Origin of the sequence: Tsukamurella soli (assembly GCF_039541155.1) — a bacterium.
GTDB classification, from domain to species: Bacteria; Actinomycetota; Actinomycetes; order Mycobacteriales; family Mycobacteriaceae; genus Tsukamurella; species Tsukamurella soli.
Genome location: NZ_BAABFR010000005.1, coordinates 58,913 through 78,251 on the forward strand (window position 1 = coordinate 58,913; position 19,339 = coordinate 78,251).

The window sequence follows — 19,339 nt, forward strand, 5'->3', positions numbered from 1 at the left end:
TGTGCACCCACCCGTCGACCGACGGATGGGTGCACATGTTTGGTGGGGACGATCCAGCCGGGGTATGAAACCCGCGCGGGTCAGCGGCTGGCGGCCTGCGCCGCCCGCGCGGCGTCGTACCGGTCGCCCGCGGCGCTGAGTGCAGACAGCTGCGCGAGCTGCTCCGCGGTCAGGGCCAGGTCCACGGCGCCGAGGTTGTCGGCCAGGTTGGTGCGGCGGCGCGTGCCGGGGATGGGGACGACGTCGTCGCCCTGCGCCAGCACCCAGGCGAGCGCGACCTGTGCCGGGCTCGCGCCGGCACCGTCGGCGATCTCCCGGATACGTTGCACGACAGCCATATTAGACTCCAGGTTCGCTGCCTCCCAGCGTGGCAGGCGGCGCCGGAAGTCGTCCGGTGCCAGGTCCGTCGTGCTGGCCGCCGAACCCGTGAGCATGCCGCGGCCGAGCGGGCTGAACGGAACCAGCGCTGCGCCGACCTCCCGTGCGGCAGGGAGGATCTCGTCCTCGACGCCGCGGGTGAAGATCGAGTACTCGCTCTGCAGAGCGGCGATGGGGTGCGTCGCGGCGGCGCGGCGGATCTGCTCGGCCGACGCCTCGGACAGCCCGATCTGCCGGACCTTGCCCGCGGCGACCTGTTCCGCCATGGCGCCGACGGTGTCCTCCACGGGCACAGCCGGATCCACGCGGTGCAGGTAGTACAGGTCGATGGTGCCGATGCCCAGGCGGGTCAGCGACGCATCGACGCACTCCGCGACCCGCTCCGGGCGCCCGTCCACGCGGCCGGGCAGGCCGTCGGCGCCTGGGAGGAAGCCGAACTTGGTGGCGAGCACCACCTCGTCACGCCTGGTCGCGAGCACCTCCGAGAGCAGTCGCTCGTTGGCGCCGACGCCGTAGATGTCGGCGGTGTCGAGGAGCGTCACGCCAGCGTCGAGTGCGGCGTTGAGGGTGGCGATGGACTCGTCGTGGTCGGCTGGGCCGTACGCGTGGCTCATGCCCATGCAGCCCAGGCCCAGCGCGGAGACCGTCAGGTCGCCGATCACTCGCTGCGGGAACGCGTTGTCGGAGTTTGTCATTGCTGTTCTCCTTCGTCGATGGATCCGGTGTCACAGGAGCCGAGCGTGCCGCCGTAGGTGGTGATCTTGTAGTCGATCACCGCGAGGGACGCCTCGAGTTCCTCGATCTGCGCCGCCACCGCGGCGCGGTGCGCCCGCAGCAGGGCGAGCCGGGCGGGCTCGGTGCCGGCGCCCTGCTCGACGAGCCCGATGTATTCGGTGATCCGTGCGATGGACATGCCCGACAGGCGAAGCCGCGTGACGAACATGATCCGTGCGATCGCGGGCCGGGAGTACCGACGGTGTCCGGCGCCGTCGCGGTCCACTCGCACCAGCCCTATCCGCTCGTAGTAGCGCAGTGTGTGACCGCTGATGCCGAGCAGGTCGGCCATCTCGGCGACGGTGAGCGGCCCCCCGCCGGCCGGCCCCGCGAGCAGCTCGTCGAGGCTGGGGAGTGCGTTCCCCGCGGCGAGGTCCGCTCCTGCGTCGATCAGCGTCCGCAGTCGATCGTGTGCTGTTGTCACGACCACCACGGTAGGAGTTGGAGCGCGGTCGAAGTCAAGCGCCGCCGGGCCACTGTGTGAAGTGCGTCACAACGCGTTGCGTAATGATTGCCCTGATGCGTAATCTCTTAATTACGCAATCGCGTAACAAACGAAAACGTTCGACACACACCTCGACGAAGGAGCCCAGCATGGCAACCCAGACCGCTACCCTCCCGGCTACCACCGAGTCCACCGACGACAAGGCCATCTTCACGACCTTCTTGTCCTCGGTCGTCGACTCCACCAAGGTGCTGGTGGACGACGTCCTCGCCGATGCGAAGAAGGCCGAGAAGGGTGCCCGCAAGCGCATCAACGACATCGCCGACGCGGACCTGCGTAAGACGCTGAAGAAGCAGACGAAGGCGCTGAACAAGCAGGTCGAGAAGCTGAGCACCATCCGCTCGGGCAAGTGATGCCGGCGGGGCTTCGGCCTCGCAGCACGAATACCTCCACGTAGTACCCCACTATCGACAAAGGAGTCGAATCATGAGCAAGACCGCCACCAAGAAGTCCGAGAAGAAGAACACCATCACCTCGACCTCGACGTTGACCAACTACCTGTCCTCGGTCGTCGACTCGACCAAGGTGCTGGTGGACGACGTCCTCGCCGATGCGAAGAAGGCCGAGAAGGGTGCCCGCAAGCGCGCCAACGGTGTCGTCGACGCGGACCTGCGTAAGACGCTGAAGAAGCAGACGAAGGCGCTGAACAAGCAGGTCGAGAAGCTGAGCACCATCCGCTCGGGCAAGTGATGCCGGCGGGGCTTCGGCCTCGCAGCACGAATACCTCCACGTAGTACCCCACTATCGACAAAGGAGTCGAATCATGAGCAAGGCCGCCACCAAGAAGTCCGAGAAGAAGAACACCATCACCTCGACCTCGACGTTGACCAACTACCTGTCCTCGGTCGTCGACTCGACCAAGGTGCTGGTGGACGACGTCCTCGCCGATGCGAAGAAGGCCGAGAAGGGTGCCCGCAAGCGCGCCAACGGTGTCATCGACACAGACCTGCGTAAGACGCTGAAGAAGCAGACGAAGGCGCTGAACAAGCAGGTCGACAAGCTGAGCAAGGTCCGCTCGGGCAAGTGACCCGAAGTCGGGCGGGCGACGATCGCCCGGGACGAGATCGCTCGTTCCGGGCGATCCTCGCTGCGCGTGCCCGGTCGGCGACTGCGCATCCCTCCACCCCCGTCAGGAGAGCACGATGGCCGAGAACGATCCGTACCTGATCAAGCGCTACGCGAACCGCAAGCTGTACGACTCCGCACGCCGCAGATTCACCACGCTCGACGAGATCGCCGCCTTGCTCGAGTCGGGAAGGCGGATCGCCGTGCGGGACCACGACGGTGGCGTCGACCGGACCGACGAGGTGCTCGCGCAGGTGCTGCGCCGGCGCGCGAAGAGCCGCCCCGGATCGTCGAACTTCTTCGCCGACCTGATGCGCGCGCCTGTCGGCGTCGCGCAGAACGTCGTAGGTCTCAGTGGGGCGCGCATCGGCTCGCCGGACGAATCGGGCCCGACGGTCGCGGCGGACGAGCCCTCCCCGGAGGCACCGTCGGCCGCGGAGAGCGAGATCAGGGAACTGCGCGAGCAGGTCTCCCACCTGACCGACGCGGTCACGCTGCTGCTCGAGGAGCGCATCGGCGGCGCGGCCGCGGCCGAGGCGGCCGGCTGATCCCGGATCGGCCATCGGACCGTCTCGACCTCACGTGTAACCGCTGAAACCGCGGCGTGAGCGGCGCGCCTGCGTCCCTCGGCGGGGGCGGGCCGCACAGGCCGCGACGTCATAGGACACTCGACTGCGTAGGCGGGATCGATACTGCATCGCCGCGCTGGTGGCTGCCGCTCCGCGTCAATCGGCCCCCGCTGAACGGTCAGTAGCCGGCGAACACCGCCGCGGCGAACCGCTCGCCGATCAACCGGTGCGCCTCGGGCCCGGGGTGCAGGTTGTCTGCGAGGGGATACGTGTCGTGGTCGCCGGGGCCGTAGAGGTCGAGTCCGTCCACGTACCGCAGGTTCGGGTCCTCGGCGGCGCGTCGGTAGACGATCTCTCGCAGCTCGCGCCGGATCACGGTGAGCGTCAAGCGGCCCCGCGCCACGTCGGCGGGATCGCCCGAGGCACGGAAGCGCATCGTGCCGTCCGCGAAGTCCGGCACACCTGGGCCGGGGGTGTCCTCGTGGATGGGGCAGTACACGGGCGACGCCACCACCAGCGGCGTCGTCGGATGCCCGTCCCGGATGGTGTCGAGGAAGCCGTGCACCGCGGGTCCGAACGCCCGCAGCCGCATCAGGTCGGCGTTCACCAGGTTGATGCCGATCTTGACGCTGATCAGATCGCCGGGGGTGTCCCGCATCGCGCGCGCCGTGAACGGGTCGAGCAGCGCGGCGCCGCCGAATCCGAGGTTGATCAGATCGACGCCGCCGAGTCGCGCGGCGATCGCCGGCCACGTCCCCGTCGGGTGCACGGCATTGGAGCCCTGGCTGATCGAGCTCCCGTGGTGCAGCCACACGGGGGACGTCACCGCGACGGGCGTGACGGGACGGTCGGTGCGCAGCGCGACCAGTTCGGTGATCTCGTTGTGCGGCAACCACAGCTCGATGGTCTTGTCACCGTCGGGCAGGCCCGCGAAGCGGACGGTGCCGACGGGCCCGGGGATCGTCTCCGCGGTCCCGGCGGTGATGTCCATGAGTAGGACATCGCCGCCGGATGCGGTCGCCTGGGCCGCGAGCCGGCCGTCGACGACGAGGTCGTATACACCGTCGGGGCGCGGCGCCACGCCTCGGTAGGCGGGCCGCGTGCGGACGGCGTCGAGCTCGAGCACCGTCGCCCGGGTCCGCAGCACCAGCCGAACGCCGGCCGGCTGCGCCTCGACCATGGCCAGCTGCCGATCATCGGATCGGGCCCGCGCCCGCGCGGGGAGGCGGTGCACACGCAGGCCCCGCGCCGTCGGCTCGAGCTCGGCCGCCCCATGCAGGAGCGGGGCGGTGATCTTGGTGGGCTGCAGCGGTTCGGGCACCAGCCCACCGTGTCACATCGCTCCGGCTACGCCCGCGCCGGCGGCCGCCAGGCTTTGAGGAACGGCTGGTCGCCGAGCCCTTCTGCGGCCGCGGTGAGCTCGTACATCGTTGCACCGTCGATGTTCTCGCGCGTGATATCGGCGTGCCCGGCATGCCGGGCGACCTCCTCGACCAGGTGCAGGATCACCCAGCGTGCCGTCCACGACGAGACGTCCTTCGGGAACCACGGAGCGTCGGGGACCGGCACCGCGACCTCGAGGTCGACGGTGTCGATCGCGCCGAGGGCACGGGCGGTCACCGCGTCGAAGCGCGCGAGGATCGACTCGAGCGTGTCGGCGTCGGACACGACGAAGTCGTCGAGGTATGTGATCTCTGCGTCGTCGATGCTCTTCGGCGCGGGCGCGGCGGGCGCGGCCTCGATCCGCTCGATCCAGCCCTCGGTGCAGTTCATGACGTGCTTGAGCAGTCCGCCGATGGTGAGCGTGGACCGGGTCGGCGCGAGCCGGATCTGCTCCTCGGTGAGGCCGAAGGAGACGTTTCGGACGCCTGCGAGCTGCTGTGCGAGGTAGGCGCGTAGGCCGGCGCGCTCGGTGGGGGCAGCGGTGGGGTGGAACGGCATGGTCGACTCCTTGTCTGCGGTGCCCGGGCCGGCCGGGCGGTACATGAAGTACACCCCGTATTGCGGTCGGTTTCTGTCCGCTATCAGGCGGCGGCGTTCCATCGGCCGCCTTGTCGGGTGATGGTGATGGGGTGGTCGAAGGCCTCGCTGATCCGGGCGGTGGTGAGCACGTTCTCGACGGGGCCGGCGGCGGTGATGATGCCGTCGCGGATGAGCAGGGCGTGGGTGGTGGTCACGGGGATCTCCTCGAGGTGGTGGGTGACGAGGATGGAGGCGAGGTCGGGGTGGGCGTGGCGGGCGAGCGTCGACGGCGGTCAGCAGGCGTTCGCGGGCGGCGAGGTCGAGGCCGGTGGCGGGTTCGTCGAGCAGCAGTAGGGCGGGTTCGGCCATCAAGGCCCGTGCGATGAGTGCGCGGCCGCGTTCGCCTTGGGAGAGTGTGGGCCAGACGGATTCGGCGTGCTTCGACATGCCGAGGGCGTCGATGAGCTCGTCGGCGTGTGCGCGCTGCGGCACCGTCGGCGCCCAGCGGGGCGGGAACTCGGGGGTGTTGGTGAGGCCGGTGAGTACCACGTCGCGCACGGTGAGTGGCACGTCGACCCGGTGCCGCGGGTTGACATGCCCGATGTGCGTGCGGAGTTCGCGCATGTCGATGCGGCCGAGGCGTTTGCCGAGCACGTCGACGGTGCCGCGCGTGGGGTGGGTGACGGCGCCGCACAACCCGAGCAAGGTCGACTTGCTAGCAAGTCGTTAAGACCCCCTATTGTCAGTGCCATCGCTGTGTAGCCCGCGGACATCCACAGACGCGATCCCGCTGGGGCCGACCCGGGCGGTTGATCGCCTGCCGCCCATGTCGTGACCTGGGGCAATGGTAGGTGGAAGCGTCTAGAATCAACCCATGAGCACAACCGGGAGGGCAGATAGGTCGCGGCAGGTGTCGGACGAGGCGATCCGCAGGACCGCGACGCGGTCGACCAGTGCATCGGCACGGCTCGAGAACCGGACCGTTCCGGCTGGGTTCCGTCGATCGGTGAAGGCGCAGCGCTTCGTGGCTGCGATCGAGGCACGCCACAAGCGGTCTTGATGCCGGTCGATCCGGGATATGGCGAGACTCCGCTATCGGAAGAAGACGCTCGAGCGTTGACGGCGGAGGCCCGCGGTGTCGTGGGTGACACTCCCGACAAGATCGATGTCTACGACCTCGAGCAAGCAGCCCAGCGTGTGGTCACGGACACCCTGATCCGATCAGTACTGGACGGCGATCTCCACGTCGAGGACCTGGCCACCGATCACTTCCTCCGCGAGTTGCACGCTGATCTCTACGGGGACATCTGGCAATGGGCAGGTCGGCTCAGGCGTCGGGAGGCGACCATTGGTATCGACCCGAATCTGATTGCCGTCGAACTCCGGGCCGGCCTGGACACGTTGGTGTGGCGATGGACGAACACCACCGATTGGACGGCCCATGAGTTCGGCATCGCCGTTCATGCCGAGACCGTGCGGATCCATCCGTTCGTCGACGGTAACGGCAGGACGACCAGGCTGCTCGCTGACCTGGTGTTCCTCGCCGTGCAGGACGACGAGTACCCGCCGGCGACATACGACTGGAACGTCGACAAGGCCGAATACGTGCGGCTGTTGCAGCAGTTCGACCGGGATCGCGATCCGGCTGCCCTAGCGCGTTTCGTCAGGACTGTGTCCGTGGTGGACTGAAACCGAGCCTCACCACTGTTCGTCGAGGTTCAGGCGGTGGCGTTCCATCGGCCGTTCTGTCGGGTGATGGTGATGGGGTGGTCGAAGGCCTCGCTGATCCGGGCGGTGGTGAGCACGTCACCTACGGGCCCGGCGGCGGTGATGATGCCGTCGCGGATGAGCAGGGCGTGGGTGGTGGTCACGGGGATCTCCTCGAGGTGGTGGGTGACGAGGATGGAGGCGAGGTCGGGGTGGGCGTGGCGGGCGGCGTCGACGGCGGTCAGCAGGCGTTCGCGGGCGGCGAGGTCGAGGCCGGTGGCGGGTTCGTCGAGCAAGAGTAGGGCGGGTTCGGCCATCAAGGCCCGTGCGATGAGTGCGCGGCCGCGTTCGCCTTGGGAGAGTGTGGGCCAGACGGATTCGGCGTGCCGCGCCATGCCGAGGGCGTCGATGAGTTCGTCGGCGTGGACCCGCTGCGCGGGGGTGGGTGCCCAGCGGGGCGGGAACTCGGGAGTGTTGGTCAGGCCCGTCAAGACCACGTCCCGGACCGGGAGCGGGACGTCCAACCGGTGCCGCGGGTTGACGTGGCCGATGTGGGTGCGCAGCTCGCGCATGTCGACGCGGCCGAGTCGCTTGCCCAGGACGTCGACGGTGCCGTGGGTCGGGTGGGTGATCGCCCCGCACAGCCCGAGCAGCGTGGACTTGCCGGCGCCGTTGGCGCCCAACAGCACCCAGTGCTCGCCGCGGTGCACCGTCAACTCGACTCCGGAGAGCAGCGCCCGCCCGCTGCGCACCAGATCGACGCCGTGCAGTTCCAACACCGAATCATCCACGGTGCGTCAGCGTAGCCCGATGGCACAGTCTCGATGGCACAGTGGAGTCGTGAGCACATCCGAGCATCAGTGGGACCCCGGCAAGTATCTCGAGTTCGGGGACGAACGCACTCGCCCCTTCATCGACCTCCTCGCGCGGATCCCGGTCGTCGACCCCGCCACGATCGTCGACCTGGGCTGTGGCCCCGGCAACGACGTCCCGCCGCTGCAGCGGCGCTGGCCCGGGGCGGCGCTTCGCGGGGTCGACTCCAGCCCGGAGATGATCGAGCGGGCGCGTGCCGCCGCACCCGGGGTGGAGTTCGAGGTGGGCGACCTCGCAAAGTGGCACGGTAGTGCCGATCTGGTGGTCTCCAACGCGACCCTGCAGTGGGTGGCGGGGCACCGGGCCCTGCTGCCGCGCCTCGCCGACGCCGCGTTGCGCGCCTTCGCGTTCCAGGTGCCGGGTAACTTCATCGCGCCCTCGCACGTGCTGCTGCGGGAGATCGGCGCGCGGTTCGGTATCACCGATGTGCGGCCGCTGGAGGTGGCCACCGCATCCGAATATCTCGCGGACCTCGCCCGCCCCGGCTGGACGGTCGATGCCTGGGAGACCACGTACTGCCACGTGCTGCTCGGCCCGGACGCCGTCTTCGAATGGGTGTCCGGCACCGGCGCCCGCCCCTACCTGCAGGCGCTGTCGGACGCCGACCGCCCCGCGTTCGTCGAGCAGTACAAGGCGGCGCTGCGGGAGGCCTATCCGCAGAGCGAGATCGGTGGGGAACCGGTCACGGTGCTGCCGTTCCGGCGGATCTTCGCCGTCGCCGTCCGGACGTAGCGGTCGGGATCGCGGCGGGAGGGTGTCGGCACAGCCGTGGAGGCGATGCCGTGGCCGTGGAACCGAGGAGCCGACCGCTCAGCCCTGCGCCTCTCGCCCCTGCGCCTCTCGCCCCTGCGCCTCGGCCAGGGCGTAGTCGCGGAACGCCCGCACCGCCCTAGGGAGCGGCACGTCGGGCCGCCAGATGATGCCGACCTCGCGGGTGGGCGCCGGGCCGGACAGCGGGACCAGCACCAGGCCCGGCGGTAGCAACGGGTCGGACTCCACGGGCATCAGTGCGACGCCCAGCCCCGCCGCGACCAGCCCGGCGATGGTGAACAGCTCCGACGTCTCGAACGTGATCCGCGGCCGGAAACCCGCAGCGGCACAGCGCTCCTCGAGGATCCGGCGCATGCCGAACTCGGGGTACATGGTGATGAAGTCGGCGTCGGCGGCGTCGGCCAGGTGCGCCGTGGCGCGGCCGGCGAGTGGATGGTCGGCGGGAACCGCGAGGGCCAGTCGCTGCCGACGCAGCAGGCTCCACGCCACCGACGCGGTCGTGGGCCGCGGCGAGACGATTGCGAGGTCTGCCTCGCCGGCCACCACCTGCTCGGTCACCGTGCCGGCCGCGAACTGCGATAGCCGGAACGTCACCCGCGGCTCGCCGCGTCGGAAACCCGACACCAGCCGGGGAACCAGGGCCACGCCGAACGAATGGAGGAACGATAGCCGGACGGTGCCCAGCGACGGGCTCGCGAGGTCGGCGATCGCGGCGCGCGCGGCGTCCAGCTCGACGCGGGCGCGACGCGCGTGCTCGAGGTACACCTCTCCGGCGGCGTTGAGCACCAGGCGTCCGTGCATCCGGTCGAACAGCGGCGCACCGACGTCGGCTTCGAGCCGCGCCAGCATGCGGGAGAGAGTCGGCTGGGTGACCCCGAGCTCGGTGGCGGCGTCGGTGACGTGGCCGTGCTCGGCGAGGGTGATGAATCTCACGAGGTCGTCTCGGACGTTCATCGGTGTGCGCCGCCTGCAGTCATGCGTCCCGTCTATCACATTGCCGAGATCAATGTATTTCACACATCGATGGTGCTGGGGGACCCTGAGAACATGACCGCCACCGTCGATAAGAACCAGGTCCAGCCCCTGCGTAGTGGCACGCGTGACTACCGGCACGTGACGCTCGCCCTGTTCGTCGCAGGACTCACCACGTTCGGTTCGATGTACTCGACGCAGGCCGTGCTGCCGGAGCTGACGCATGTGTTCGGTGTGGCGCCGGCGGTCTCGGCGCTCGCGGTGTCGGTGACCACCGGCCTGCTGGCGCTGACGATCATCCCGGTCAGCGCCCTATCGGAGCGGTACGGCCGGACGCCGGTGATGATCGCGTCGGCGGTCGCGTCGGTGATCCTGGGCCTACTGGTGCCGCTCGCCCCGTCGATGGGTGTGCTGCTGGCGCTCCGTGCGGTGCAGGGTGTGGCGCTGGCCGGTGTCCCCGCGGTCGCGATGGCCTACCTGGCGGAGGAGGTGGACGGCCGCGACCTCGGCGGCGCGATGGGGCGATACGTCGCGGGCACCACGATCGGCGGCCTACTGGGCCGGGTGGTCACCGCGTGCGGGCTGGATGTGCTCAGCTGGCGCTGGGCCATGGAGGTCTTCGCGATCGCGGCAGCCATCCTGACCGTCGTGTTGGTCCGGTTGCTTCCGCCATCGAGATTCCATGTGCCGCAGTGTGTCTCGGTCGCAGCGACGGTGCGTAACGTGGCCGGACACGTGCGCCGGCCCGCGCTGGGGGTGCTGTTCCTGCTCGCCTTCCTGCTGATGGGCGGATTCGTCAGCGCCTACAACTACCTCGGCTTCCGCCTGCTCGCCGCGCCGTTCCACCTGCCGTCGGCGGTCGTGGGCCTGGTGTTCCTCATCTACCTCGCCGGCACCTGGTCGTCGGGCCGGGCCGGGCGCCTCGCCGACCGCATCGGGCGCCGCACGGTGCTGCTCGCCTCGATCGCGTGCATGGGCCTCGGGCTGCTGCTCACGCTGCCCGACTTCCTCCCGACGCTGCTGGCCGGCACCGTCGTGCTCACGGCCGGGTTCTTCGGCGCGCACAGCGTCGCCAGCGGCTGGGTCGGATCGCTCGCCACCGAGCACCGCGCCGAGGCGTCGTCGGCCTACCTGTTCTGCTACTACGTCGGCTCGTCTGTGGTGGGTGCGGCGGCGGGCCTGGCGTACACCGCCGGCGGCTGGGCGGGCATCGTGGCCGCGGTCGGGACGGGCGTGCTGATCGCGCTGCTGGTAGCGGCTGGCGTCCTGCGCGGTCACCGGATTGCGGCATAGGGTGGATTCCCGTGACCAAGAGTATTCGAATCGGAGTTCAGTTCGTCCCCCAACACCACTCCGGCTACCAGGCCATCCGTGACAACGTCGCGCGGCTCGATCAGTCCGGCGTCGACATCGTCTACAACTGGGACCACTTCTACCCGCTCAGTGGCGACCCCGACGGCACCCACTACGAGTGCTGGACCATGCTCGGCGCCTGGGCCGAGCAGACCTCCCACGTCGAGATCGGCGCCCTGGTCACGTGCAACAGCTATCGCAACCCCGACCTGCTCGCCGACATGGCGCGCACCGTCGACCACATCTCCGGCGGCCGGCTGATCCTCGGCATCGGCTCCGGCTGGTTCGAGCGCGACTACATCGAGTACGGCTACGACTTCGGCACCGCCGGCAGTCGCCTCGACGACCTAGGCGCGGCCCTGCCCCGGATCACGGCCCGCTGGGGCAAGCTGAATCCTGCTCCGCTGCGCGACATCCCGATCCTGATCGGAGGTGGCGGCGAGAAGAAGACGCTGCGCCTCGTCGCCGAGTATGCGGCCACGTGGCACTATTTCGTGGACGTCGAGAGCTACCGCCGCAAGGCCGAGATCCTCGGGCGGCACTGCGCAGACGTGGGCCGCGACCCCGCCGAGATCGAGCGGTCCGTGGGCCTGCGTGGCGACAACCCCGACGAGGTCGTCGCGCTCGCCGACGCGCTGCTCGCCGAGGGGGTCACGCAGTTCACCGTGAACCTCCATGCGCCGGACTACGACTACTCGGTGATCGACGCCCTGCTGCGCTGGCGCGACGCGCAGCGGTAGGCATCCCGAGTGCCGCCTGAGATCGACAGAATTTTTCGGGCCCCGGGAACGAATGCCCAGGTCGCGGTATCCGGGCCCGAAGAAATTCTGTCGATCTCAGCGCCGTCTCCCCGTGCGGAGCCAGGCCGGCGTTCGCCGGCCTGCCACCAGATCCCGCGCCGCGCTGGAGGCGGCCCATTATGCTGACCCGCATGACTTACGGGACCCTGATCGTGCTGCGCCACGGCGAGAGCGAGTGGAACGCGTCCAACCAGTTCACCGGGTGGGTGGACGTGGCCCTGACCGACAAGGGGCGCGGCGAGGCGACCCGCGGCGGAGAGCTGCTCAAGGAGCGGGGCCTGCTGCCTGACGTGGTGTACACCTCACTGCTGCGGCGCGCGATCACGACCGCCGACCTGGCGCTGGATGCCGCCGACCGGCTCTGGATCCCCGTCATCCGCGACTGGCGCCTCAACGAGCGCCACTACGGGAAGCTGCAGGGGCTCAACAAGGCCGAGATCAAGGAGCAGTTCGGCGACGAGCAGTTCATGCTGTGGCGCCGTAGTTACGACACCCCGCCGCCCGCGATCGACCCGACCAACGAGTACAGCCAGACCGGCGACCCCCGATACGCCAACCTCCCGCAGGTCCCGCTCACCGAGTGTCTGCTCGACGTGGTCAAGCGGTTCGTGCCCTACTACCAGGCCGTTATCGAGCCGGTCGTGGCCGAGGGTAAGACCGTTCTCGTTGCCGCGCACGGCAACTCGCTGCGTGCATTGGTCAAGTACCTCGACGGCATCTCGGATGAGGACATCGCCGGGCTCAACATCCCCACCGGCATCCCGCTGGTGTACCACTTCAACGAGGACGGCACCGTCGCCAACCCCGGCGGCGAGTACCTCGACCCCGAGGCCGCGGCGGCCGGCGCCGCGGCCGTCGCGAACCAGGGCGCGAAGTAGAACCGTCGCACTCACGGTTATCAGGTTCGGCACAGGTTTCTGACGGGTTAGGTCCGGTGTCCACGACTAACGTTGTGGCACGGACCACATACTTCGGGAGGTATCGATGGCGGACGTGCAGGTGACCCATTCCCCGCAGGAGGAGCGATACGTGCTCACGGTCGACGGTGAGCGCGCGGGCTTCATCGACTACCTCGACGAGATCGAGGTGCGGGTGCTCACGCACACGGTCGTGGAGGCCGAGTACGAGGGGCGTGGGTATGCGTCGCAGCTGACCAGGTTCGCGCTGGAGGACATCCGGAACCAGGGGAGGCAGGCGCGCGCGGTGTGCTCGTATGTGGCCGCGTACATCCAGAAGCACCCCGAGTACTCGGACCTGGTCGCGGTCGGCTGATCCAGGTCGTCGGTCCGCGATCAGCCGACCAGCAGCACCACTATCAGCGCGATCACAGCAATGCTCGCCGCCACCGCGACCGAGATCGCGAGCGCGGGCAGGCGCGAGGCCTGCTGGCGGCCCGACGGTGCCGGATGCTGCTGCGCAGGTGGTGCCTGGTACTGCGGGGCCGCCGGCCGGGCTGCGAACGGCTGGACCTGCGGCACCTGCGCGGAAGACGGCCACGCCGGAGCGACGCCGGCGCCCGCCGTCGGGTGAGCCGGGTGCGGGGGTGCTGGGAGGGTCGGCGCCGGGCCGGTGCGCAGCGCGGCGCGCAGATCGGCGCTGAACTGCGCGCAGGTCGGATATCGCTGCTCCGGCCGTTTGGCGAGGGCCCGCGCCAGCACGACGTCGACTGTGGGCGGCACCAGCCGGGACACCGCGGAGACGGACGGTGGCGGCGCCAGCAGGTGGTCCCGCATCAGCGCGGCGGCGGTCCGCGAGGTGAACAGCCGTCGGCCGGTGAGCATCTCGAAGACCGTGCAGGCCAGTGCGTACTCGTCGGTGCGCACGTCGGTCACGTGGTCGTCGAACACCTCCGGCGCGAGGTAGGCGAACGTCCCTGCGGTCACGCCGGAACCCGATCCGCTCGAGCCCGAGCCGACGGTGCCGGGCGCGCCGGCACCGTCGGCGGCCACGCCCGCGGCCCGCGCGATCCCGAAATCCGCCAGCGACACCTCCTCGACCGCGCCGTCGGCGCCCAGCGAGACCAGGATATTGGCGGGCTTGACGTCCCGATGCACCACGCGGTGTCGGGTCCACGCGTAGTCGAGGGCGGCGGCCACACCGTCGGCCACCGCGATCACCTGGTCGACCCGTAGGGGCCCGTTCGTCAGCAGGGCGCCCACGTCGACCCCATCGATGTACTCCATCGTTATCCACAGCCGGCCGTCGAACTCGCCGCGGTCGTAGACACGGATGATGTTGCGGTGGTGCAGCCGCGCAAGGATGTCGGACTCGCCGACCAGCCGCTCGCGGAACTCGGCGTCGCCGCTCACCCGGCGACTGAGCAGCTTCAGGGCGTCCCGCCGCGGCAGCCTCGGGTGCTCGACCAGGTACACCTCGCCCATGCCGCCCGACCCCAACAGTCGGACCACCCGATAGCCCGACACATCGGTGCCGGGAGCGAGCTGGTCACCGTCGGTCATGTCGAGCCCTCCCGTCCCCTGCTCGATCTCTCGCCGCTCGCGTCCAGAGTCGCACATATCGCGGGTCGACGGCCGTCTGTCGTAGGATCATGCAGCGTGACGATCGCCTGGTGCGTTGCTGCCGCCCTGTTGGGCGCGGCCCTCGTCCTGCTGGCTCGTCGTCTGATGCCCCCCCGCCCCGCCCCGCAGCCGTCCGCGCCCACCCGCATGAGCATCGGCGAGCTGCTCGATGCCGTGGTCCGCGGCTCGCCGACCGGCCTGGTGGTGGTCGACCGGTTCCGTGACGTCATCCTGTTCAACCGCCGCGCCGAGGAGTTCGGCCTGGTGCGCGAGCAGTTGCTGGACGAGCGCGTGTGGGCGGCCGCCCGGCGCGCGCTCGACACCGGTGAACCCACCGGTGTCGACGTGATCGCCACCCGCGCCGACCCCGATCGCACGTCCGTCGCCGTGCGCTGCCGGGTCGAGATCGTCCAGGCCGCCCCGCCCGACGGTGCCGGGGCCCCCGCCACCCCGCTCGACGGCGCCGACCGCGAGCGATACGCGGTCGTCTACGCCGACGACGACACCGAGAACCGGCGGATGGAGGCGACGCGCCGCGATTTCGTGGCCAACGTCTCTCACGAGCTGAAGACGCCCGTGGGCGCGATCGGTCTGCTGGCCGAGGCGCTGCTCGAGTCCGTGGACGACCCGGACGCCGTGACGCACTTCGGATCCCGCGTGCTCTCCGAGACGACGCGCATGGGCAACATGGTGAACGAGCTGATCGCGCTGTCTCGTCTGCAGGGTGCCGAGAAGCTACCCGATCTGGGGGTGGTGGACGTCGACGACGTGGTCGGCGAGGCCGTGACACGAGCGCAGGTGACCGCCGAGGCCCACAACATCTCCATCATCGTCGACGACCCTTCCGGGCTCGAGGTGACCGGCGACGACACCCTCCTGCTGACCGCCCTGTCGAATCTGATCTCGAACGCGATCGCGTACTCGCCGCAGAACACGGCCGTGTCGATCAGCCGCCGCGTTCGGGTCGCGGGTGGCCGTACCATGGTCGAGATCGCTGTCACCGACCGCGGCATCGGTATAGCGCCCGAGGACCAGGAGAGGGTGTTCGAGCGGTTCTTCCGCGTCGACAAGGCCCGCTCCCGGATGACCGGCGGGACCGGCCTCGGATTGGCCATCGTCAAGCACGTCGCAGCCAACCACGGCGGCACCATTAGGCTCTGGAGTAAGCCGGGCACGGGTTCGACGTTCACACTGGTACTGCCTGCGGCCGGCCCGCTCGCCGACACCGCGGACAGTCGTGGTGTCGAAGCCCCTGCACCGGACACCCGACCGGACGGGCGACGTTCCGCGCCGAACCACAGTGATGAAGAGGTGCTTCAGTGACGCACGTGATGATCGTCGAAGACGAGGAGTCGTTGGCCGACCCGCTCGCGTTCCTGCTCCGCAAGGAGGGGTTCGAGACCACGGTCGTGGGCGACGGTGCCGAGGCGCTGCGTCAGTTCGACAGCAACGGTGCCGACATCGTGCTGCTGGACCTGATGCTCCCCGGCATGAGTGGCACCGACGTGTGCAAGGCGCTGCGCGCCCGCTCGTCGGTGCCGGTGATCATGGTGACCGCCCGCGACAGCGAGATCGACAAGGTGGTCGGCCTCGAGCTCGGTGCCGACGACTACGTGACCAAGCCGTACTCGGCCCGCGAGCTGATCGCGCGCATCCGCGCGGTGCTGCGGCGTGGCGCCGACAGCGGCGGTCCGGACGACGTGGACGACGGCGTCCTCGAGGGCGGCCCGGTGCGGATGGACGTCGAGCGACACGTGGTGACGGTGAACGGCGAGACGATCACGTTGCCGCTCAAGGAGTTCGACCTCCTCGAGTACCTGCTGCGCAACAGCGGCCGGGTGCTCACCCGCGGCCAGCTGATCGACCGCGTGTGGGGCGCCGACTACGTGGGCGACACCAAGACCCTCGACGTGCACGTCAAGCGCTTGCGATCCAAGATCGAGGGCGACCCCGCGAACCCGAAGCACCTGGTCACCGTCCGCGGCCTCGGCTACAAGCTCGAGCCGTGACGGCGCGGAGGGCCGACGTGCCCGGCATCGACACCGTCCTGGCCGCGGCGCGCGCCACCCTGGACCGCGTCGAGGCCGCGGACGTCCCGTCCGCTGTCGCCGACGGTGCCGTACTGGTGGACATCCGGCCCGCCGCGCAGCGCGCCGCCGAGGGACAGGCCCCCGGGGCGCTCGTGATCGAGCGCAACGTGCTCGAGTGGCGCCTCGACCCCGCGTCGGACGCGCGGATCCCGGAGGCGGGCTCCGCGGACACCCGGTGGTTGATCCTGTGCTCGGAGGGCTACGCGTCGTCGCTGGCGGCGGCATCCCTGCAGGCGGTGGGCCTGCCGAACGCGACCGACGTGGTCGGCGGCTACCAGGCGATGCGGGCCGCCGGCGTGGTCTGATCCGGCGCGTGGTCAGGATCTCGGTTGGTGTGGGTCGGCATGCCCCACACGAGGCCTGGTCGACCGCTACAGCCGAGTTCTGGACTGCGGCCGTTCGGTTCCCGCTGACCGCAACCCTTCCGGCCCCCCGCGCGCGGGCGGACACTGACCGCCATGACCAGCGTGTTCGCCCCGACGAGCCTGACCACGACGGATCTGCTCCGGTTGACCGGTGAGTTCGCCGACGACGTGCGTGCCGGACGCCGCAGGGGCCCGGACGTCTGGCCGCGCACCGAGCGCTGGGCCGAGCGGCTGCACAGCGACGACGACGTGGACGTCTGGCTGATCTCCTGGGTACCCGAGCGGTCGACGGAACTGCACGACCATGCCGGCTCGCTGGGGGCGCTGACGGTGGTGTCGGGCTCGCTGCGCGAGCTGAGCTGGCGCGGAACGCGGATGTGCACACGTCGCATCGACGAGGGCGGGCGTGCGGCGTTCCCGCTCGGGTGGGTGCACGACGTCGCGCGGCATCCCGCCGCCCTCGATTCCGCCACCCCCGATTCCGCCACCCCCGATTCCGCCACCCCCGATTCCGCCACCCTCGATTCCGCCACCCTCGGTCGCGCCGGTGACACCGCATCCGCGCTGCCGCCCACGCTGTCGGTGCACGCCTACTCGCCGCCGCTCACGGCCATGTCGTACTACGAGCTGAAGGCGGGGCGGCTGCGCCGCACGCGGAGCGAGCTCACTACCATCCCGGAGGCGTGAAAATCCTTATATCTCAAGGTATTTCACGTCGTAGTCGAGGCGCTCAGTGGCGGCCGCAGTGGCCGGGTGCACCGCGAGCAGCCGGTCGCGCCGCGCGACGCACGCCTCCGCCAGCACCTCGTATGCCGGCGCGCCGATCAGCTCCGTCAGCTCGGGGCCGTAGCTGAGGAACACCTCCTGCGCGCCCACGTGCGCGTCCGGCGAACCGCTGCAGTACCACTGCAGATCCGCGCCGCCCGGGCCCCAGCCGCGTCGGTCGTACTCGGTGATCACGGTCTTGAGGATCTCGACGCCGTCGGGTCGCGAGATCCATTCCTGCGTACGCCGGATGGGTAGCTGCCAGCACACGTCGGGCTTCACGGTGAGCGGCTCGCGCCCGGTGCGCAGGGCCATCGCGTGCAGCGCGCAGCCCACTCCGCCCGCGAAGCCGGGCCGGTTGAGGAACACGCAGGCACCGTCCACCCGCCGCGTGCGGAGTGACGGTTCGCCCTCGAGGTCGTCCTCCTCCAGGTATCCCTTCTTGCCGAGGCCCTTCCGCTGCAGCTGCCAGTCCTCGGCGGTCAGCAGCTTGACAGCCTTCTTCAGGCGCTTGCGGTCGTCGGCGTCGGAGAGGAACGCGCCGTGGGTGCAGCAACCGTCGTCGCCGCGGCCCGGTTCGATGCCCTGGCACGCTGGGGTGCCGAACACGCAGGCCCAGCGCGAGAGCAGCCACGTCAGGTCGGCGACTATGGTGTGCCCGTCGTCCGCGGGGTCGACGAACTCGAACCATTCGCGCGGGAAGTCCGGCGCCACCTCGGGGGCTGGGACGCGCACCCCGGGCATGGGAAGGTCGGTCACCCGAGCAACGGTAGTCGCGTGGTGGTCGTTAGATTGACCGGGTGAGACTAGGCGTACTCGATATCGGTTCCAACACGGTGCATCTGCTGCTCGTCGACGCCCATCGCGGTGGTCATCCCACGCCGATGAGCTCGACGAAGGCGACGCTCCGCCTGGCCGAGCAGATCGAGCCGCACGGCGGGCTCAGCAAGGCGGGCGAGGAGGCGCTGACCTCCACGGTGGACGAGTTCACCAAGATCGCCACATCGTCGGGTTGCCGGCAGACGATGGCGTTCGCCACGTCCGCGGTACGGGACGCCACCAACTGCGACGAGGTCCTGGCCCGGCTCGAGAAGCAGACCGGCGTGCACGTCGACGTGCTGTCCGGGACCGACGAGGCCCGGCTGACCGCGCTCGCCGTGCGCCGCTGGTACGGCTGGAGCGCCGGCCGGGTCGTCGACCTCGACATCGGTGGGGGCTCCCTCGAACTCTCCAACGGCGTCGACGAGGAGCCCGACGTGGCGCTCTCGCTGCCGCTCGGCGCGGGTCGGCTGACCCGCGAGTGGCTGCAGGACGACCCGCCGGGCCGGCGCCGGGTGGCGGTGCTGCGCGACTGGCTCGACGCGGAGCTCGCCCCCGCCGTCGCCGAGATCAAGGACGCAGGCAAGCCCGACCTCGCGGTCGGCACCTCGAAGACCTTCCGCTCGCTGGCGCGGCTGACCGGCGCGGCACCGTCGTCGGCGGGGCCGCGCGTGAAGCGCACCCTGACCGCCTCCGGCCTGCGGCAGGTGCTCGCGTTCATCTCCCGCATGACCACCGCCGATCGCGCTGAGCTCGAAGGGGTGAGCGGTGATCGCGCGGGGCAGCTCGTGGCCGGCGCGCTTGTGGCAGAGGCGTCGATGCGTGCGCTGTCGCTCGAGCAGTTGGAGATCTGCCCGTGGGCACTGCGCGAGGGCGTGATCCTGCGCCGGCTGGATATGGAGGCGGGGCTGCGCTGACCCCACCCGACGGGCCTCGCGCCGCGGGACACGAGGTTCGGTGCGAGATCGCGTAGGCAACATCGCGTTACACTGCCCCAGAAGTAGCAGTGAGACCGAGAGTGTCTTGTGAGGTTGCTGAGCCCTGATTCCGGG

23 protein-coding genes and 1 pseudogene are annotated in these 19,339 nt (G+C 69.9%); 15 read left to right on the forward strand and 9 right to left on the reverse strand.

The window, feature by feature from the left end; genetic code table 11:
• Positions 1 to 80: 80 nt before the first annotated feature.
• Both ABD908_RS02760 and ABD908_RS02765 read right to left on the reverse strand, forming a co-directional pair.
• On the reverse strand, positions 81 to 1,073 hold the full coding sequence (locus ABD908_RS02760) for an aldo/keto reductase (RefSeq protein ID WP_344990512.1): 993 nt from the start codon (positions 1,071 to 1,073) through the stop codon (positions 81 to 83).
• On the reverse strand, positions 1,070 to 1,576 hold the full coding sequence (locus tag ABD908_RS02765) for a MerR family transcriptional regulator (protein WP_344990514.1): 507 nt from the start codon (positions 1,574 to 1,576) through the stop codon (positions 1,070 to 1,072). The genes ABD908_RS02760 and ABD908_RS02765 overlap by 4 nt, the downstream gene beginning before the upstream one ends.
• A gap of 170 nt (positions 1,577 to 1,746) precedes the next feature.
• Here ABD908_RS02765 and ABD908_RS02770 point away from each other — a divergent pair, with 170 nt between their 5' ends.
• The 4 genes from ABD908_RS02770 to ABD908_RS02785 all read left to right on the forward strand — a co-directional run bounded on the left by ABD908_RS02770 (position 1,747) and on the right by ABD908_RS02785 (position 3,270).
• Entirely contained in the window at positions 1,747 to 2,010 is a 264-nt protein-coding gene (locus ABD908_RS02770; RefSeq protein WP_344990516.1) for a hypothetical protein, read from the forward strand.
• Between the two features lie 73 nt (positions 2,011 to 2,083).
• Complete coding sequence (locus ABD908_RS02775) at positions 2,084 to 2,347, forward strand: hypothetical protein (RefSeq protein WP_344990518.1); 264 nt, start codon at positions 2,084 to 2,086, stop codon at positions 2,345 to 2,347.
• Between the two features lie 73 nt (positions 2,348 to 2,420).
• Positions 2,421 to 2,684 carry a hypothetical protein gene (locus tag ABD908_RS02780; protein WP_344990520.1) on the forward strand — a complete coding sequence of 88 codons (264 nt, stop codon included), beginning with the start codon at positions 2,421 to 2,423 and terminating at the stop codon, positions 2,682 to 2,684.
• Between the two features lie 115 nt (positions 2,685 to 2,799).
• Positions 2,800 to 3,270: a polyhydroxyalkanoate synthesis regulator DNA-binding domain-containing protein gene (locus ABD908_RS02785; protein ID WP_344990522.1), complete on the forward strand. Its 471-nt coding sequence runs from the start codon at positions 2,800 to 2,802 to the stop codon at positions 3,268 to 3,270.
• A gap of 199 nt (positions 3,271 to 3,469) precedes the next feature.
• Here the strand turns inward: ABD908_RS02785 and ABD908_RS02790 are convergent, their stop codons facing one another.
• The 3 genes and pseudogenes from ABD908_RS02790 to ABD908_RS02800 all read right to left on the reverse strand — a co-directional run.
• A complete protein-coding gene (locus tag ABD908_RS02790) occupies positions 3,470 to 4,612 on the reverse strand; it encodes a GDSL-type esterase/lipase family protein (RefSeq protein WP_344990524.1) in 1,143 nt (380 codons plus the stop codon).
• A gap of 26 nt (positions 4,613 to 4,638) precedes the next feature.
• Positions 4,639 to 5,232: a DinB family protein gene (locus ABD908_RS02795; RefSeq protein WP_344990626.1), complete on the reverse strand. Its 594-nt coding sequence runs from the start codon at positions 5,230 to 5,232 to the stop codon at positions 4,639 to 4,641.
• Positions 5,233 to 5,315: 83 nt separating this feature from the next.
• Positions 5,316 to 5,973: pseudogene (locus tag ABD908_RS02800) on the reverse strand (ABC transporter ATP-binding protein); the annotation flags it as partial.
• A gap of 339 nt (positions 5,974 to 6,312) precedes the next feature.
• On the opposite strand from ABD908_RS02800, the gene ABD908_RS02805 reads away from it, so the two are divergent.
• Positions 6,313 to 6,942 carry a Fic family protein gene (locus ABD908_RS02805; RefSeq protein WP_344990527.1) on the forward strand — a complete coding sequence of 210 codons (630 nt, stop codon included), beginning with the start codon at positions 6,313 to 6,315 and terminating at the stop codon, positions 6,940 to 6,942.
• A 29-nt stretch (positions 6,943 to 6,971) separates the two neighbouring features.
• On the opposite strand, the gene ABD908_RS02810 is transcribed toward ABD908_RS02805, so the two are convergent.
• On the reverse strand, positions 6,972 to 7,751 hold the full coding sequence (locus ABD908_RS02810; RefSeq protein WP_344990529.1) for an ABC transporter ATP-binding protein: 780 nt from the start codon (positions 7,749 to 7,751) through the stop codon (positions 6,972 to 6,974).
• A gap of 49 nt (positions 7,752 to 7,800) precedes the next feature.
• Here ABD908_RS02810 and ABD908_RS02815 point away from each other — a divergent pair, with 49 nt between their 5' ends.
• Positions 7,801 to 8,565 carry a methyltransferase domain-containing protein gene (locus tag ABD908_RS02815; protein WP_344990531.1) on the forward strand — a complete coding sequence of 255 codons (765 nt, stop codon included), beginning with the start codon at positions 7,801 to 7,803 and terminating at the stop codon, positions 8,563 to 8,565.
• Between the two features lie 78 nt (positions 8,566 to 8,643).
• On the opposite strand, the gene ABD908_RS02820 is transcribed toward ABD908_RS02815, so the two are convergent.
• Positions 8,644 to 9,558 carry a LysR family transcriptional regulator gene (locus ABD908_RS02820; protein ID WP_344990533.1) on the reverse strand — a complete coding sequence of 305 codons (915 nt, stop codon included), beginning with the start codon at positions 9,556 to 9,558 and terminating at the stop codon, positions 8,644 to 8,646.
• Positions 9,559 to 9,651: 93 nt separating this feature from the next.
• Here ABD908_RS02820 and ABD908_RS02825 point away from each other — a divergent pair, with 93 nt between their 5' ends.
• The 4 genes from ABD908_RS02825 (at position 9,652) to ABD908_RS02840 (ending at position 13,001) form a co-directional block, all read left to right on the forward strand.
• A complete protein-coding gene (locus tag ABD908_RS02825) occupies positions 9,652 to 10,869 on the forward strand; it encodes an MFS transporter (protein WP_344990535.1) in 1,218 nt (405 codons plus the stop codon).
• Between the two features lie 11 nt (positions 10,870 to 10,880).
• Entirely contained in the window at positions 10,881 to 11,669 is a 789-nt protein-coding gene (locus ABD908_RS02830) for an LLM class F420-dependent oxidoreductase (protein WP_344990537.1), read from the forward strand.
• Positions 11,670 to 11,860: 191 nt separating this feature from the next.
• Positions 11,861 to 12,607 carry a phosphoglyceromutase gene (locus ABD908_RS02835; protein WP_344990539.1) on the forward strand — a complete coding sequence of 249 codons (747 nt, stop codon included), beginning with the start codon at positions 11,861 to 11,863 and terminating at the stop codon, positions 12,605 to 12,607.
• A 106-nt stretch (positions 12,608 to 12,713) separates the two neighbouring features.
• The gene (locus ABD908_RS02840; protein WP_344990541.1) at positions 12,714 to 13,001 is read left to right on the forward strand and encodes a GNAT family N-acetyltransferase; all 288 of its coding nucleotides are present in this window, start codon (positions 12,714 to 12,716) and stop codon (positions 12,999 to 13,001) included.
• 20 nt (positions 13,002 to 13,021) lie between these two features.
• Here ABD908_RS02840 and ABD908_RS02845 read toward each other — a convergent pair whose 3' ends face one another.
• The gene (locus ABD908_RS02845) at positions 13,022 to 14,188 is read right to left on the reverse strand and encodes a serine/threonine-protein kinase (RefSeq protein WP_344990543.1); all 1,167 of its coding nucleotides are present in this window, start codon (positions 14,186 to 14,188) and stop codon (positions 13,022 to 13,024) included.
• 96 nt (positions 14,189 to 14,284) lie between these two features.
• Between ABD908_RS02845 and ABD908_RS02850 the strand changes: the two genes are divergently transcribed.
• The 4 genes from ABD908_RS02850 to ABD908_RS02865 all read left to right on the forward strand — a co-directional run bounded on the left by ABD908_RS02850 (position 14,285) and on the right by ABD908_RS02865 (position 17,390).
• Entirely contained in the window at positions 14,285 to 15,571 is a 1,287-nt protein-coding gene (locus ABD908_RS02850; RefSeq protein ID WP_344990545.1) for a sensor histidine kinase, read from the forward strand.
• On the forward strand, positions 15,568 to 16,257 hold the full coding sequence (locus ABD908_RS02855; protein ID WP_344990548.1) for a response regulator: 690 nt from the start codon (positions 15,568 to 15,570) through the stop codon (positions 16,255 to 16,257). Before ABD908_RS02850 ends, ABD908_RS02855 begins: the two co-directional genes overlap by 4 nt.
• On the forward strand, positions 16,254 to 16,643 hold the full coding sequence (locus ABD908_RS02860; protein ID WP_344990551.1) for a rhodanese-like domain-containing protein: 390 nt from the start codon (positions 16,254 to 16,256) through the stop codon (positions 16,641 to 16,643). Before ABD908_RS02855 ends, ABD908_RS02860 begins: the two co-directional genes overlap by 4 nt.
• Before the next feature lie 153 nt (positions 16,644 to 16,796).
• Entirely contained in the window at positions 16,797 to 17,390 is a 594-nt protein-coding gene (locus ABD908_RS02865) for a cupin domain-containing protein (protein WP_344990557.1), read from the forward strand.
• A 6-nt stretch (positions 17,391 to 17,396) separates the two neighbouring features.
• Here the strand turns inward: ABD908_RS02865 and ABD908_RS02870 are convergent, their stop codons facing one another.
• Positions 17,397 to 18,212 carry a DUF3109 family protein gene (locus tag ABD908_RS02870; RefSeq protein ID WP_344990629.1) on the reverse strand — a complete coding sequence of 272 codons (816 nt, stop codon included), beginning with the start codon at positions 18,210 to 18,212 and terminating at the stop codon, positions 17,397 to 17,399.
• Between the two features lie 56 nt (positions 18,213 to 18,268).
• Here ABD908_RS02870 and ABD908_RS02875 point away from each other — a divergent pair, with 56 nt between their 5' ends.
• On the forward strand, positions 18,269 to 19,204 hold the full coding sequence (locus ABD908_RS02875; protein ID WP_344990559.1) for a Ppx/GppA family phosphatase: 936 nt from the start codon (positions 18,269 to 18,271) through the stop codon (positions 19,202 to 19,204).
• Positions 19,205 to 19,339 lie beyond the last annotated feature (135 nt).

Bases quoted from the DNA above. Each gene is read 5' to 3' on its own strand.
- ABD908_RS02760 (WP_344990512.1), bottom strand. From the start codon at position 1,073: ATGACAAACTCCGACAACGCGTTCCCGCAGCGAGTGATCGGCGACCTG.
- ABD908_RS02770 (WP_344990516.1), top strand. From the start codon at position 1,747: ATGGCAACCCAGACCGCTACCCTCCCGGCTACCACCGAGTCCACCGAC.
- ABD908_RS02775 (WP_344990518.1), top strand. From the start codon at position 2,084: ATGAGCAAGACCGCCACCAAGAAGTCCGAGAAGAAGAACACCATCACC.
- ABD908_RS02780 (WP_344990520.1), top strand. From the start codon at position 2,421: ATGAGCAAGGCCGCCACCAAGAAGTCCGAGAAGAAGAACACCATCACC.
- ABD908_RS02785 (WP_344990522.1), top strand. From the start codon at position 2,800: ATGGCCGAGAACGATCCGTACCTGATCAAGCGCTACGCGAACCGCAAG.
- ABD908_RS02795 (WP_344990626.1), bottom strand. From the start codon at position 5,232: ATGCCGTTCCACCCCACCGCTGCCCCCACCGAGCGCGCCGGCCTACGC.
- ABD908_RS02805 (WP_344990527.1), top strand. From the start codon at position 6,313: ATGCCGGTCGATCCGGGATATGGCGAGACTCCGCTATCGGAAGAAGAC.
- ABD908_RS02820 (WP_344990533.1), bottom strand. From the start codon at position 9,558: ATGAACGTCCGAGACGACCTCGTGAGATTCATCACCCTCGCCGAGCAC.
- ABD908_RS02825 (WP_344990535.1), top strand. From the start codon at position 9,652: ATGACCGCCACCGTCGATAAGAACCAGGTCCAGCCCCTGCGTAGTGGC.
- ABD908_RS02835 (WP_344990539.1), top strand. From the start codon at position 11,861: ATGACTTACGGGACCCTGATCGTGCTGCGCCACGGCGAGAGCGAGTGG.
- ABD908_RS02840 (WP_344990541.1), top strand. From the start codon at position 12,714: ATGGCGGACGTGCAGGTGACCCATTCCCCGCAGGAGGAGCGATACGTG.
- ABD908_RS02845 (WP_344990543.1), bottom strand. From the start codon at position 14,188: ATGACCGACGGTGACCAGCTCGCTCCCGGCACCGATGTGTCGGGCTAT.
- ABD908_RS02865 (WP_344990557.1), top strand. From the start codon at position 16,797: ATGACCAGCGTGTTCGCCCCGACGAGCCTGACCACGACGGATCTGCTC.
- ABD908_RS02870 (WP_344990629.1), bottom strand. From the start codon at position 18,212: ATGCCCGGGGTGCGCGTCCCAGCCCCCGAGGTGGCGCCGGACTTCCCG.